The following is a 14,133-nucleotide window of genomic DNA, read 5'->3' on the forward strand; positions in this document are numbered from 1 at the left end:
ACGCCCGGTTACATTCCGAACCCGGAAGCTAAGCCTCACAGCGCCGATGGTACTGCAGGGGGGACCCTGTGGGAGAGTAGGACGCCGCCGAACAAATATTGGGAAAACCCCCGCATCTTTGATGCGGGGGTTTTCTGCGTTTACGGGTCTGTTCATGGAAAAGCGGCAGGCCCGTCGAGCGGGCCTGCCCTGGAAATCAGAGCCGGCCGGCCGCCTTCAGGGCCAGGTAAGCGTCAGCCAACGCGGGTGCGAGATCGTCGGGCGTCGCGTCCACGACCGTCACACCGTGCCGGCGCAGTTGCTCCGCGGTCCGGTGCCGTTCGGTCTGGGCCTGTGCAGCTGCCGCGGCCTCGTACACCGCGTCGGTGTCGCCGCGTGCCGCCGCCATACGGGCGATGTGCGGGTCGGCCACCGAGGCGAGCAGAACCGTGTGGCGCTGGGTCAGTTGCGGGAGCACCGGAAGCAGGCCCTGCTCGACCGGGGCCGCGTCGAGCGTGGTGAACAGGACGATCAGGGAACGGCGGGGAGCCGTACGCAGCGCCGTGCTCGTGAGGCCGCGCGCGTCCGTTTCGACGAGCTCGGGTTCGAGCGTGGCCATCGCGTTCACCAGGGACGGGAGCATGTCGCCCGCGGTGCGGCCCTGGACGAGGGCGCGGACCCGGCGGTCGTAGGCGAGCAGGTCCACGCGGTCGCCCGCGCGTGACGCGAGCGCCGCGAGGAGGAGCGCCGCGTCCATGGAAGCGTCCAGGCGCGGGGCGTCGCCGACTCGGCCTGCGGAGGTGCGGCCGGTGTCGAGGACCAGGAGGATGTGCCGGTCGCGTTCGGGACGCCAGGTGCGGACGGCGACCGTCGACTGCCGTGCCGTCGCGCGCCAGTCGATGGAGCGGGTGTCGTCGCCGGGAACGTACTCGCGCAGGCTGTCGAACTCGGTTCCCTCACCCCGGGTCAGGACGCTGGTGCGGCCGTCGAGTTCACGCAATCGGGCGAGTTTCGACGGCAGGTGCTTCCGGCTGGTGAACGGGGGCAGAACCCTTACGGTCCAGGGCACTTGGTGGCCGCCCTGGCGGGAGAACAGGCCCAGGGGACCGTAGGAGCGGATGGTGACGCGGTCCGCCTGGCGGTCGCCGCGGCGGGTGGGACGCAGCCGGGTCGTGACGCGTCGGCGTTCGCCGGGCGGGACGCTCAGGCGGTGCCGTGCGGCCTCGGTCTCCGTGCCGGGCTGCCAACTGCTGGGCGGCCAGCCGTCCCTGAGCCTGGCTCGGAGGAGGCGCCGGGACGGGTTGCTCACCGTCAGGGTCACGTCGGCGCTCTCGCCGAGGCGGGCGGACGTGTCACCGGAGCGGGCCAGCGCGAGGCGTCGTACCGGGGCCGCCAGGGCGTAGTCGCAGGCACAGGCCAGGGCCAGTGGGCCGTTGAAGGCGAGGATGCCCGTCCAGCTCGGTTCCCAGATGCCGATGGGGATCGATCCGAGGGCCGCGACGAGGGCGGCGCGTCCGGTGAGGGGCATCAGCGGGGGACCGGGACGTGGGCGAGGATCGCGTTGATGACCGAGTCGGCGGTCACGCCCTCCATCTCGGCCTCGGGCCGGAGTTGGACGCGGTGGCGGAGCGTGGGCAGGGCGAGGGCCTTGACGTCGTCGGGGATCACGTAGTCGCGGCCGGTCAGCCAGGCCCAGGCGCGTGCGGTGGCCAGCAGGGCGGTCGCGCCGCGCGGGGAGACGCCGAGGGTGAGGGAGGGCGACTCGCGGGTGGCGCGGCAGATGTCGACCACGTAGGCGGTGATCTCCGGGGAGACGGTCGTCTTGGCGACCGCCGCGCGGGCGGCTTCGAGGTCCGCCGGGCCCGCCACGGGGCGTACGCCGGCGGCGCGCAGGTCGCGCGGGTTGAAGCCCTCGGCGTGGCGGGTGAGGACGTCGATCTCGTCCTGGCGGGAGGGGAGCGGGATCGTCAGTTTGACCAGGAAGCGGTCGAGTTGGGCTTCGGGCAGCGGGTAGGTGCCCTCGTACTCGACGGGGTTCTGGGTGGCGGCGACCAGGAACGGCTCGGGGAGCGGGCGGGGGGTGCCGTCGACCGTGACCTGGCGTTCCTCCATGGCTTCGAGGAGGGACGACTGGGTCTTGGGCGGGGTGCGGTTGATCTCGTCCGCGAGGAGGAGGTTGGTGAAGACCGGGCCGGGCTGGAAGGAGAACTCGGCGGTGCGGGTGTCGTAGACGAGGGAGCCCGTGACGTCGCTCGGCATGAGGTCGGGGGTGAACTGGACTCGCTTGGTGTCCAGTTCGAGCGCGGAGGCGAGGGTGCGGACGAGCAGCGTCTTGGCGACTCCCGGGACCCCTTCGAGCAGGACGTGGCCGCGGCACAGGAGGGCGACGACGAGGCCGGTGACGGCGGGGTCCTGGCCGACCACGGCTTTGGCGATCTCGGCGCGCAGGGCTTCCAGGGAGGCCCGGGCGTCGGCCGGGTTCCCGCTGGTCCCGGCGTTGTCAGTGGTCGGGTCCATCATGGACGGCGTACCTCTCTTTCGAGGGCGTCGAGTTGGTCGGTGAGGGCGATGAGGGCCGAGTCGTCGCCGGGTGGCGGCCCGAAGAGCAGGGCGTGCAGGGACTGTCCGTCGCCGTGCAGGTGGGCGGAGAGGGCGGGGAGCAGGGCCTCGGGCGCGTGCGCCTGGGTGACGGGGACGCCTACGAGGGGGGCGAGGCGGGTGCGGGCGGTGGAGCGGAGCGCGGCGGCCGCGCGGTCGCGGGCGTTGGCCTTGCGGTAGAGGCGGGCGCGGCCTTCGACGGTCTCGGAGGCGCGGATCGCCACGGGGAGTCTCTCGGGCACGAGCGGGCCGAGGCGGCGCGCCCGCCAGCAGGCGGCGAGGGCCGCGGCCAGGAAGAGCTGGAGCGTGCCCCAGAGCCAGCCGGAGGGGAGCAGGTCGAAGAGGCTCTGCTGGTCGTCCGTGCCGGTGGTCGAGGAGTCGGAGAGCGAGGGGAGGTACCAGACCAGATGGGGGCGGGAGCCGAGGAGCTGGAGGGCGAGGGAGGCGTTGCCCTGCTCGTCGAGACGGTCGTTGAGCAGGATGTCGGGCGCGCCGAGGACGACGGTGTCGCCGCCTCCGGAGGCGGCCGGGACGCGGATCAGCGTGGCCAGGCGCTGGCTGGGGTAGCAGGAGTCCGCGTTCAGGTGGGTGGTGGTGTAGCGGATGCCGCCGGTGTCGGCGCTGCCCGCGCGCCGGGCCTCGGCCAGGTCGCAGTGCGGGGCGAGCGTGGACCTGAGGCTGGTGGCGGGGTCGGCGGTGACGCCGGGGACGAGTCGCTCGACGGACGAGCTGCCGGCGGCGACCAGGACGGTGCGGCCGCCCGATCCGGCCGTCGAGGCCCGCAGCCGGGTCTGCTGGCGCGGGGTCAGCAGGTCGGGGACGGCGACGAGCAGCGTGGTGTCGCGGCCGGCCGCGGCGCGGGCCGCGGAGAGGGTGGTGACCACGCGGGTGTCCACGCCCCGGTCGGCGAGGAGTTCGGCGACGGCGCGGCTGCCGTACGGGTCGGCGGAGCGCGGGTCGAGGTCGCCGTGCCTGGCGTCGGAGCGGATGGCGGCGATGGCGACGGCTCCGGCCAGGAGGAGCACCGCGGCCAGGACGATGCCCCGGGTGCGGGTCCACACCTGGCGGCCGGTGGGCGCGGTGGAGGTGGTGGGGGCGGCCGGGAGCGTGGTGCCGGTGGTCATTCGGCGGCTCCCGGGCGGGTGTGGTGGGCGGTGCCGGCCAGGACCGGCTTGGCGCGTTCCAGGTCGCGGTCGAGTTCGGCGACACGGTCGTACGACGTCCGGGTCGCCCTGCGGCCGCCGTACGTGACGTCGTCGAACTCCCGGGCCGCGGCGCGCAGCCGGTCGGTGTGCGCGGGCAGGGCGCGGCCCGCCTCGGCGGCGGCCTCGTCGGCGGTGCGGCCGGGGCGGACGTCGAGCAGGGCGCGTTCCTCTAGGGCGCGGACGATGCCGCGCATGCGTTCCTGGAGGGCCTGGTTCCAGTGGCCCTGGGCGGCGTGGGCCTCGGCGGCCGCGCGGTGTTCGGCGGCGCTGCGGGGGCGGTCGTCGAACAGGGCCGGGGTGGAGACGGGCTGCCGGCGTGGGCTGCCCAGGCGCCACCACAGGGCGGCCAGGACGGCGACGACGGCCAGCACCACGGCGACGAGGCCCAGCGTGCCGCCCGGTGTCGCGGACGCGGCGGCGGAGAACAGGCGGTCGACCCAGTCCAGGACGGCGCTCAGGGCGCGCTGGAACAGTCCGGGGTCGTTCTCGTGGTACATCCGCTTGGACAGTTCGCGCCGGGCCGCCTCGCGCGCGGGGTCGCGTGGGATGGTCACGGGCGGTTCGTCGCCCGATCCGGTCAGCGACAGTAAGCCGGTGCCCTGGGCCCGCAGCAGGCCGTGTACGGCCTCGGCGGCGGTGTGCGGCAGGGCCGTCGGCACCGCTGTGAGAACTCCCCCCGTCAGGCTCACCCCGTCAGCTCCCCGGGACGGGGCCGGGGGTGGCGGTGCCGTGGTCCTCGACGCCGGCGGCGCGGGCCAGTTCGAGGTCGAGGGCCTCGCGGCGGATGCGCTGGTCGATGTAGAGGAGCACGGTGACGCCCGCGTTGATCGGGAAGGTGAGCATGGAGCCGATCACCGCGCCGATCCCGCTGATGACGAGGAACGTCCAGCCGACGTCGCCGCTGGTGTTCTCCAGGAAGCCGGAGAAGCTGTCGCCGCCGAGGAGCGCGGCGAGCACGGTGAAGGGGATGACGGCGAGCGACGAGACGATGTTGGCGATGATCGTGGCCAGGATCTGGATGCCGAAGACCCGCCACCACGAGCCGCGGACCAGCTTGGCGGAGCGGCCGAGGGACTTGATGATGCCCTGCTTCTCCAGCATCAGGGCGGGCGAGGCCAGGGAGAAGCGGATCATCAGCCACACGGCGACGACGAACGCGGCGAGGATGCCGAGGACGAGCAGGCCGGCGATGGCGTCGTCGGGGCCTCCGGCGATCGCGACGACGATGCCGGGGAGTGCGCCGACGAGCAGGACGCCGAACGCGATCAGCCCGGTCAGGACGATGAGGCCGAACAGCCTGACGACCTGCGGGCGGGCGTCGCGCCAGGCCTCGCCGATGGTCACGGACCGGCCGAGGACGGCTCGGCTGGTGACGGTGGTGAGCAGGGCGGTGGCGATGATGGTGCCGACCATGGTGATCAGCAGGACGGCGCCCGAGCTGACCATGACCTCGCCCGCGGCGCGGCTCACCTCGCTGAGGGTGGCGCTGGGGTCGCTGAGGACGTCGGTGGTCTCGGTGTCGTTCAGGACGAGGCCCTGGAGCAGGATCACCGCGACCTCGGTGACGACGGCGACCGTCAGCGAGATGCCGAGGACCGTGCGCCAGTAGGCGCGCATGGTGGAGACGGCGCCGTCGAGGATCTCGCCGACGCCGAGCGGGCGCAGCGGGATCACGCCGGGCTTGGCCGCGGGCGGGGGACCGCCCCAGCCGCCGCCCCAGGCTCCGTATCCGCCGGGCGGGCCGTAGCCGCCGGGGCCACCGGGGCCGCCGTAGCCCCCGCCGGGGGGCCGGCCGCCCCAGCCGGGGCCGGGGGGCGGTGGCGGCGGTGCCTGGCCCGGTGCCGGGGCGCCGGTGGGCGCGGACCACTGGCCGGGTGGCGGCTGCTCCTTCGACCAGTTCGGGCCGGCGCCCTGCGGGTCGGGGCCCGGCTGCTCGGCGGGGACGGGGCGGTCGGCGGGTTCGGACGCGCCGGGTTCCCGCCCGTCGGACGGGGCGGATCCGGGCGAGGCCCAGCCCGGAGTGTCGTTCATCGAAGCTCCTTCACGGTGCCCGTCCGCGGTCGCGGCAGCAGGTTGGCTGCCATCGTGCCATGGGGCCGTCGCCCGGTGACCGGCCGCGGTATGGGCGCTGCACCTTCAATTGTCCGCGGGATACGGGGCAGACTGACCGCATGGCTGATCAGTACGCGCAAACCGGCGAGGACAAGAGGCCGACGGGGATACCTGCCCTGCGATGGGAGGAGCCGCCGGAAGGTCCCGTGGTGGTCCTTCTCGACCAGACCAGACTGCCGGCCGAAGAGGTCGAGCTGGTGTGCACGGACGCGTCGGCGCTGGTGGAGGCGATCCGGTCGCTCGCGGTGCGCGGTGCGCCGTTGCTCGGGATCGCGGGGGCGTACGGGGTCGCGCTCGCCGCCGCGCGGGGCTTCGACGTGGACGAGGCCGCGACGGCGCTGGCGGGTGCCCGGCCCACGGCCGTGAACCTGTCCGTCGGGGTGCGCAGGGCCGTGGCGGCCTACCGGGCCGCGGCGGGCGGGGGAACCGGCACCCGGGCGGCGGCCGCGGCCGCGCTGGACGCGGCGCGGGCGCTGCACCGGGAGGACGCCGAGGCCAGTGTCCGGATGGCCGGGCACGGGCTGGCGCTCCTGGAGGAGCTGCTGCCCGGCGGCGGGCACCGGATCCTCACCCACTGCAACACCGGTTCGCTGGTGTCGGGAGGGGAGGGCACGGCGTTCGCGGTGGCCCTCCGCGCGCACCGGGCGGGGCGGCTGAGGCGGCTCTGGGTGGACGAGACGCGTCCGCTGCTGCAGGGTGCCCGGCTCACGGCGTACGAGGCGGCGCGCAGCGGTATGGCGTACACCCTGCTCACCGACAACGCGGCCGGTTCGCTGTTCGCGGCGGGCGAGGTGGACGCGGTGCTGATCGGGGCGGACCGGATCGCGGCCGACGGGTCGGTGGCGAACAAGGTGGGCAGCTATCCGCTCGCGGTGCTCGCGCGGTACCACCATGTGCCGTTCGTCGTGGTGGCGCCGGTGACGACGGTGGATCCGCAGACACCGGACGGGGCGTCCATCGAGGTGGAGCAGCGCCCGGGGTACGAGGTGACCGAGATCGCGGCGCCGCAGGCTGCGGGAGCGGGGAGCGGGGTTCCGGTGGCACCGCTGGGAACCCAGGCCTACAACCCGGCGTTCGACGTGACGCCGCCCGAGCTGGTGACGGCGATCGTCACCGAGGAGGGTGTCGTCTCGCCGGTCACGGCCGAGGCCCTCGCCGAGCTGTGCGCCAGGTCGCGCCGGGCGGTCACCGGCTGAGGTCCGCGGGCGCCGCAGGCTTCGCAGGTTCCGCAGGCCGGGCCACGTCGGTGACGCAGCGTGTCCGCCGGGTGTCCGAGCGTCCCCCTGGGCTCCGTTCGGCGCGGCGGACTGCCCTCACCGGCGTCAATGTCGGAGGACGGGGCAGACAGTGACCGTCCGGTACGACTAAGGTCACAGGCCGGTGAGCCTGATCACCTGCGCCACCTTCACTGTTATGAGAATGGGATGATGTCGTTTATGAAGGGACGAGTCCTTGTCGTCGACGACGACACCGCACTGGCCGAGATGCTCGGCATCGTGCTGCGTGGTGAAGGTTTTGAGCCGTCTTTCGTAGCCGACGGTGACAAGGCGCTGGCCGCTTTCCGGGAGACCAAGCCCGACCTGGTGCTGCTGGACCTGATGCTGCCCGGCCGGGACGGTATCGAGGTGTGCCGCCTGATCAGGGCGGAGTCCGGGGTGCCGATCGTGATGCTCACGGCGAAGAGCGACACCGTCGACGTGGTCGTGGGCCTGGAGTCGGGCGCCGACGACTACATCGTGAAGCCGTTCAAGCCGAAGGAGCTGGTGGCCCGGATCCGGGCCAGGCTGCGGAGGTCGGAGGAGCCGGCGCCGGAGCAGCTCGCCATAGGTGACCTGGTCATCGACGTGGCCGGGCATTCGGTGAAGCGGGACGGGCAGTCGATCGCGCTGACCCCGCTGGAGTTCGACCTGCTGGTCGCGCTCGCCCGCAAGCCGTGGCAGGTGTTCACGCGTGAGGTGCTCCTGGAGCAGGTCTGGGGCTACCGGCACGCGGCGGACACCCGTCTCGTCAACGTTCACGTCCAGCGGCTGCGCTCCAAGGTCGAGAAGGACCCGGAGCGGCCGGAGATCGTGGTGACCGTCCGTGGTGTCGGATACAAGGCCGGACCCAGCTGACATGTCCGGTGACAGTGCCGCTTCGGCCCCCGGCCGGTCCGGGGACCGTCCGGAGCGGCCTGTCGGCGGGAAGAGGCCCGGTTCGGGCTGGCGGCTGCTCTTCGAGGGCGGTCTGCTCCAGGGCGGCGTCCAGGGCAGCCCGGTGCTGCGCCTGTTCGTGCGCTGGGTGCGGCGGCCGCTGCTGCCGGTCATGCGGCTGTGGCGGCGCAACATCCAGCTCAAGGTCGTCGTCACGACCCTGCTGATGTCGCTGGGCGTCGTACTGCTGCTCGGCTTCGTCGTCATCGGGCAGGTGCGCAACGGCCTGCTGGACGCGAAGGTGAAGGCCTCGCAGAGCCAGGCCACCGGCGGGTTCGCCGTGGCCAAGCAGAAGGCCGACGAGGCCGCGAGCGGCACCGGTGACACCACCGAGACGGCGGACGGGCGGCTGTCGCAGAACCTCACCTCGTGGATGAGCGACCTCGTGGAGTCCCTGTCCAGCGGTGGCCAGGGCGCCTTCGACGTGGTGACGCTGCCCGCGGGCGACAACAACAGCGGCGGCGGCCGAGGCCCGCGTGCCTCCGGCCAGGTCGACCCGACGGCCAGCGTCCCCGACGACCTGCGCACCCGGATCAACGGCAGCACGACGGCCGCGCAGAGCTACACCCGGATCATCTACAAGGACAGCGACAAGGAGTCGCAGCCCGCGCTCGTCATCGGCAAGCAGGTCAACGACCCGAACAACGACCCGTACGAGCTGTACTACCTCTTCCCGCTCACGCAGGAGGAGAAGTCCCTGAGCCTGGTCAAGGGCACGCTGGCGACCGCCGGCCTGTTCGTCGTCGTACTCCTCGGGGCCATCGCCTGGCTCGTCGTACGGCAGGTCGTCACGCCCGTGCGGATGGCGGCCGGGATCGCCGAGCGGCTGTCGGCGGGGCGGCTCCAGGAGCGGATGAAGGTCACCGGCGAGGACGACATCGCGCGTCTGGGCGAGGCCTTCAACAAGATGGCGCAGAACCTCCAGCTCAAGATCCAGCAGCTGGAGGACCTGTCGCGGATGCAGCGCCGGTTCGTGTCCGACGTCTCGCACGAGCTGCGCACGCCGCTGACGACCGTGCGGATGGCGGCCGACGTCATCCACGAGGCCCGCGAGGACTTCGACCCGATCACCGCGCGGTCCGCGGAACTCCTCGCCGACCAGCTGGACCGGTTCGAGTCGCTGCTCGCCGACCTGCTGGAGATCAGCCGCTTCGACGCGGGCGCGGCGGCGCTGGAGGCCGAGCCGATAGACCTCAGGGAGGTCGTGCGGCGGGTGGTCAGCGGGGCCGAGCCGCTCGCGGAGCGCAAGGGCACGCACATACGCGTGGTCGGCGATCTGCAGCCCGTGGTCGCCGAGGCGGACGCCCGGCGCCTGGAGCGGGTGCTGCGCAACCTGGTCGTCAACGCCGTGGAGCACGGCGAGGGCAAGGACGTCGTCGTCAAGCTGGCGTCGGCCGGCGGCGCGGTCGCGGTCGCGGTGCGCGACTACGGGGTCGGGCTCAAGCCCGGCGAGGCGACCCGGGTCTTCAGCCGCTTCTGGCGGGCGGACCCGGCACGCGCGCGTACCACCGGCGGTACGGGACTGGGGCTGTCGATCGCCCTGGAGGACGCGCGGCTGCACGGCGGCTGGCTCCAGGCGTGGGGGGAGCCGGGCGGCGGCTCGCAGTTCCGGCTGACGCTGCCGAGGACCGCGGACGAGCCGTTGCGGGGCTCGCCGATACCCCTGGAGCCCAAGGACTCCCGGCGCAACCGGGGGCTCGACGGCGCCGGTCTGCCCAGTGGCGGCGAGGGCAAGCGGGCGACCGTCCCGGTGCAGCCCGGCGGCCAGACGTCGTCGCTGGCCCCGATGACGCAGCGGCTGCCCGCCGCGACCCCGACCGCCGATCCGACCGCGCTGCCCGGCAACGGCGCGCGCGTGGTGCCCCGGCCCACCGGGGGCGCACGGCGCCAGGAGAGCACGCCCGAGACCGGCACGGCGAACGACGGGAGCGTCGCCGGGCCGGAGGAGTCGAACAAGCCAGGGGAGGCATTTCGTGGGCGCTGACCGCGAGGGGAGCGCCCGGCGCAGACCGGTGCGCGCGGTGGCGTTCGCCGCCTGCGGGGCCGTCCTGCTGACGGGCTGCGCCTCCATGCCGGACAGCGGCGACATGCGGGACGTCGAGTCCACGCCGCGGCAGGACACGCAGGTGCGGGTCTTCGCCATGCCGCCGCAGCAGGACGCCTCGGCCACGGAGATCGTGCAGGGCTTCCTGGAGGCGCTGACCAGCGACGATCCGAACTACGACACGGCGCGCAAGTACCTGACCACGGCCGCCGCGAAGACCTGGCGGCCCGAGTCGCAGGCCACGGTGCTGTCGAACGGGCCGAGCATCCAGACGGACCCGCGCCCGGCCGGCCGCGAGGACACGGACAGCATCACCTACTCGCTCCAGGGCAGCCGGGAGGCGACCGTCGACGCGGAGCAGGCGTACACGCCCGCGGACGGGTCGTACCGCCGGACGGTGCACCTGACGAAGGACGACAAGAGCGGGCAGTGGCGGATCGACTCGCTGCCCCAGGGCGTCGTGATGGGAAAGTCGGACTTCCAGCGCAACTACACGTCCGTCGACAAGTACTACTTCGCCTCGGGCACCTCGGCCGGGGAGACCGGGCAGCCGGTCGCGGTCGCCGATCCGGTGTTCGTGCGCAGCCGGGTGGACCCGACCACGCAGCTGGTGCGTTCGCTGCTCAACGGCCCCACCGCCTGGCTCGGCCCGGTGGTGCGGTCGAGCTTCCCGACCGGCGCGGCGCTGCGGAAGGGCGTGTCCGGGCTGACCCCCGACGACCAGAACCGGCTCACCGTGCCGCTGAACCTCAAGGCCTCCAGGATCGGCCTGAGCAGGTGCAACGAGATGGCGACCCAGCTGCTGTTCACGCTGCGGAACCTGACCCCCACGGTGGACTCGGTCGCCCTGCAGTCCGTCAACGGCACCCGGATGTGCGACGTCGACGAGGACCAGGCCGTGACGACCGCCTGGCGTGCCTCCGACAAGCGGCCCGACTACCTGTACTTCCTCGACAGCAAGCACCGGCTGGTCCGGATGACGACCACCGGCACCGGCACCAGCGCGGTCGCCGTACCCGGCCCCTTCGGCGCGGGCACCAAGGCGCTGCGGTCGGTGGCGGTCGCCCGCGACGAGCGCACCGCGGCCGGGGTCGGCAGCGACGGCAAGTCGCTGTACGTCACCTCGCTCGCGTCGGACGGCGCGCTCGGCGACGCCGTGCTGACCAGTCACGGCGCGAGTGACGCCGACCGTCTGACGGCCCCGAGCTGGGACGCCCGCGGCGATCTGTGGGTGGCCGACCGCGACCCCGACAAGCCGCAGCTGTACATGCTGGCGCAGGGCGTGGGCGAGCCGCTGGCCGTGCAGATCCCCGAGCTGAACGGCCGCGTCGAGGACGTGCGGGTCGCCGCCGACGGGGTGCGGATCGCCCTCGTCGTGGAGAAGGACGGCAAGCAGTCGCTGCTCGTCGGGCGGATCGAGCGCACCAGGTCCGACGACCAGCAGGAGGTCTCGGTCCTCGAACTGCGTTCCGCCACGCCCGGCTCCGAGGAGGTCACCGCGATGTCCTGGGCCGGGGACAGCCGGCTGGTGGTGGTCGGGCGCGAGCAGGGCGGGGTGCAGCAGACGCGGTACGTCCAGGTCGACGGCTCCACGCCGGACGGACCGGCGCCGGCCGCCCTGACCGGTGTGCTGGCGATCGCCGCGTCCGAGGACGACCGGGTGCCGCTGGTCGCCGACTCGCAGGACGACGGGATCGTCCGGCTGCCGTCCGGGGCGCAGTGGCAGAAGGTGATCAAGGACGGCTCCGCGCCGGTCTACCCGGGCTGAGCGCGGCGGTTCCGCGGGCGGCCGCGCTCCGGGCGGCCGTTCTCGCGGCAACCGCTCCCCGGGCGCTGTTCTCCGCTGGGGCGTCGGCTGCTTCATCCATGTGGGTGATGCGCGGTGCGGGGTGGCCGGAGTTGTCCACAGGCGGTTCTCCACAGGGGTGGCCGGTCCGGTCGGGCGTTGGCACAGTGGGCGCATGCGGGGGTGGTGGCAGGACCTCACCGACCTGGTGCTCCCGGCCGAGTGCGGAGGCTGCGGGACGCCTCGCACGGTGCTCTGTGCCGAGTGCCGTGCCGCCCTGAGCGGGGCCGTACCGCGCCGGGTGCGGCCGGTGCCGGAGCCGCCGGGGCTGCCGGCGGTGTACGCGGCGGCGCCGTACGCGGACGAGGTGCGGGCGGCTCTCCTCGGTCACAAGGAGCGCGGCGCGCTGGCGCTCACCGGGGCCCTGGGCGCGGCTCTGGCGGGCGCGGTGCGGGCCGGGCTGCTGGACGGCGGCGGGGACGGCGGCGGGCGGGCCGGCACGCCTGTGCTGCTCGTCCCGGTGCCGTCCGCGCCCTGGGCGGTGCGGGCGCGGGGACACGATCCGGTGCGGCGGACGGCTCTCGCGGCGGCCGCCGGGCTGCGGCGCGGCGGCACGCCGGCCCGGGTAGTGCCGGTGCTGCGGCAGCGGCGGGCGGTGGCCGACCAGACGGGGCTCAACTCGCGCGAGCGGCTGGCCAATCTCGCGGGCGCGCTGGAGGTGACGGAGGCCGGTGTCCCGCTGCTCGCCGGTGGCCGGGTCGTCCTCGTCGACGACCTCGTCACCACGGGCGCCTCGCTGGCGGAGGCGGCGCGTGCGGTACGGGAGGCGACGGGGGCCGCGCGGCCCGGGACGGCGGCAGCCGGAACGGGGGCAGCCGGAACAGGGGCTGTGTATCGGCGCGATGCCTGGGAAGGAAGGGAGGAACGGACGGCCGGAGCGAGGGAACGACAGGCGAAGTGGACACGGGACGCGGCGGGAATCGTCGAGGCGAGCGCTCTCACGTGGCCGATCCGTGCGGCCGTGGTCGCTGCCACGCCGGATTCTTTCGAAAAGAACCGGAACTGACCGTGAAGTTGCGTCGTTGCAGCTAGTGACAGGGTCAATTCACCTGAATGGAGGTACGCATCAGTAGAGGGTGACGACATCCGTCCAGGCGAGATATGTTCGGTTGTGAGGGAAAGCCGCAGGCCATACCTCCCATATCCGAATGCCGTGGCGCGGGTTTTCCGCAATCATCACGGTGCTGGGGTGCAGATCTCGCCCATGGGGGAGGAGGAGGTGAAGTCACCGAGTCCGAGGCTCCGGGGATCACCGGAGTCGGGTGTGCAAAAGGGAGATGCTCCGCCTGTGGAGCGGAGCGATCCGGGAACGGAGTTCTGCGTGGACATCGTCGTCAAGGGCCGCAAGACCGAGGTGCCCGAGCGGTTCCGCAAGCACGTGGCCGAGAAGCTGAAGCTGGAGAAGATCCAGAAGCTCGACGGCAAGGTGATCAGCCTCGACGTCGAGGTGTCCAAGGAGCCCAACCCCCGACAGGCCGACCGTTGCGACCGAGTGGAGATCACGCTCCGCTCCCGCGGTCCGGTGATCCGGGCGGAGGCAGCGGCCAGTGACCCGTACGCGGCACTCGACCTGGCGGCGGAGAAGCTGGACGCGCGGCTGCGCAAGCAGCACGACAAGCGGTACTCGCGACGCGGCGCGCGGCGGATCTCGGCCGCCGAGGTCCCCGACCACGTGCCCGGCGCGGCGACGCTCGACGTGAACGGCACCCCCGTCCACGCCGACGACATGGACGCGGTCCCCACCAAGAAGATGGGCTCCCTGGAGGTCCAGGGCGAAGGCCCCCTCGTCGTCCGCGAGAAGACGCACGTCGCCGCCCCGATGAGCCTCGACCAGGCCCTCTACGAGATGGAACTGGTCGGACACGACTTCTACCTGTTCGTCGACTCCGAGACCAAGGAGCCGAGTGTCGTCTACCGGCGGCACGCGTACGACTACGGCGTGATCCACCTCAACACGGACCCGATGGTCGCCACCCCGGCGCAACCGCCCGCGGCGGGAGGCACGCTGGGCGGCTGACCCGGTCGGCAGACGGCTGAGCCCGTGCCCCTGGAAGCGTGTGTGCGCCCCCAGGGGCACCGGTGTGCGACCACTTCGCGCCCCACTCTGTCACCGCGGTGTCGTCCGGGCATGGAATCATGGCCTCACCGGCCCAACCG

Annotated in this window: 11 protein-coding genes and 1 rRNA gene; 7 read left to right on the forward strand and 5 right to left on the reverse strand. The window is 73.2% G+C overall.

The genetic code is table 11. From position 1 onward, the window contains the following. A 5S ribosomal RNA gene (gene rrf / locus ACZ619_RS13810) occupies positions 1-93 on the forward strand; the annotation flags it as partial. 103 nt (positions 94-196) lie between these two features. On the opposite strand, the gene ACZ619_RS13815 is transcribed toward rrf, so the two are convergent. Genes ACZ619_RS13815 through ACZ619_RS13835 form a run of 5 tightly spaced genes read right to left on the reverse strand, consistent with a single transcriptional unit; the run spans position 197 to position 5,813 of the window. Further along, on the reverse strand, positions 197-1,507 hold the full coding sequence (locus ACZ619_RS13815; RefSeq protein WP_469598233.1) for a DUF58 domain-containing protein: 1,311 nt from the start codon (positions 1,505-1,507) through the stop codon (positions 197-199). Further along, positions 1,507-2,496: an AAA family ATPase gene (locus ACZ619_RS13820; RefSeq protein WP_469598740.1), complete on the reverse strand. Its 990-nt coding sequence runs from the start codon at positions 2,494-2,496 to the stop codon at positions 1,507-1,509. The genes ACZ619_RS13815 and ACZ619_RS13820 overlap by 1 nt, the downstream gene beginning before the upstream one ends. Beyond that, positions 2,496-3,701, reverse strand: coding sequence for a DUF4350 domain-containing protein (locus tag ACZ619_RS13825; protein WP_469598236.1), 1,206 nt, complete (start codon positions 3,699-3,701; stop codon positions 2,496-2,498). Before ACZ619_RS13825 ends, ACZ619_RS13820 begins: the two co-directional genes overlap by 1 nt. Continuing rightward, the gene (locus ACZ619_RS13830) at positions 3,698-4,471 is read right to left on the reverse strand and encodes a DUF4129 domain-containing protein (RefSeq protein ID WP_469598238.1); all 774 of its coding nucleotides are present in this window, start codon (positions 4,469-4,471) and stop codon (positions 3,698-3,700) included. Before ACZ619_RS13830 ends, ACZ619_RS13825 begins: the two co-directional genes overlap by 4 nt. A 4-nt stretch (positions 4,472-4,475) precedes the next feature. Next, entirely contained in the window at positions 4,476-5,813 is a 1,338-nt protein-coding gene (locus ACZ619_RS13835) for a DUF7847 domain-containing protein (protein ID WP_469598241.1), read from the reverse strand. A gap of 140 nt (positions 5,814-5,953) precedes the next feature. Between ACZ619_RS13835 and mtnA the strand changes: the two genes are divergently transcribed. The 6 genes from mtnA to hpf all read left to right on the forward strand — a co-directional run bounded on the left by mtnA (position 5,954) and on the right by hpf (position 13,993). Then, entirely contained in the window at positions 5,954-7,090 is a 1,137-nt protein-coding gene (mtnA, locus tag ACZ619_RS13840; RefSeq protein WP_469598243.1) for an S-methyl-5-thioribose-1-phosphate isomerase, read from the forward strand. A gap of 228 nt (positions 7,091-7,318) precedes the next feature. Beyond that, positions 7,319-8,008: a two-component system response regulator MtrA gene (mtrA, locus tag ACZ619_RS13845; protein ID WP_015659998.1), complete on the forward strand. Its 690-nt coding sequence runs from the start codon at positions 7,319-7,321 to the stop codon at positions 8,006-8,008. 1 nt (position 8,009) lies between these two features. Then, positions 8,010-10,070, forward strand: coding sequence for an MtrAB system histidine kinase MtrB (gene mtrB, locus ACZ619_RS13850; RefSeq protein ID WP_469598246.1), 2,061 nt, complete (start codon positions 8,010-8,012; stop codon positions 10,068-10,070). Next, positions 10,060-11,898 (forward strand): LpqB family beta-propeller domain-containing protein, encoded by a 1,839-nt coding sequence (locus tag ACZ619_RS13855; RefSeq protein ID WP_469598249.1) that lies wholly within the window; start codon positions 10,060-10,062, stop codon positions 11,896-11,898. Before mtrB ends, ACZ619_RS13855 begins: the two co-directional genes overlap by 11 nt. 193 nt (positions 11,899-12,091) lie before the next feature. After that, a complete protein-coding gene (locus ACZ619_RS13860) occupies positions 12,092-12,982 on the forward strand; it encodes a ComF family protein (RefSeq protein ID WP_469598252.1) in 891 nt (296 codons plus the stop codon). Positions 12,983-13,297: 315 nt separating this feature from the next. Beyond that, positions 13,298-13,993, forward strand: a complete 696-nt coding sequence (hpf, locus tag ACZ619_RS13865) for a ribosome hibernation-promoting factor, HPF/YfiA family (RefSeq protein ID WP_469598255.1) — start codon at positions 13,298-13,300, stop codon at positions 13,991-13,993. Positions 13,994-14,133 lie beyond the last annotated feature (140 nt).

Source organism: Streptomyces sp. NPDC104367 (assembly GCF_055583825.1).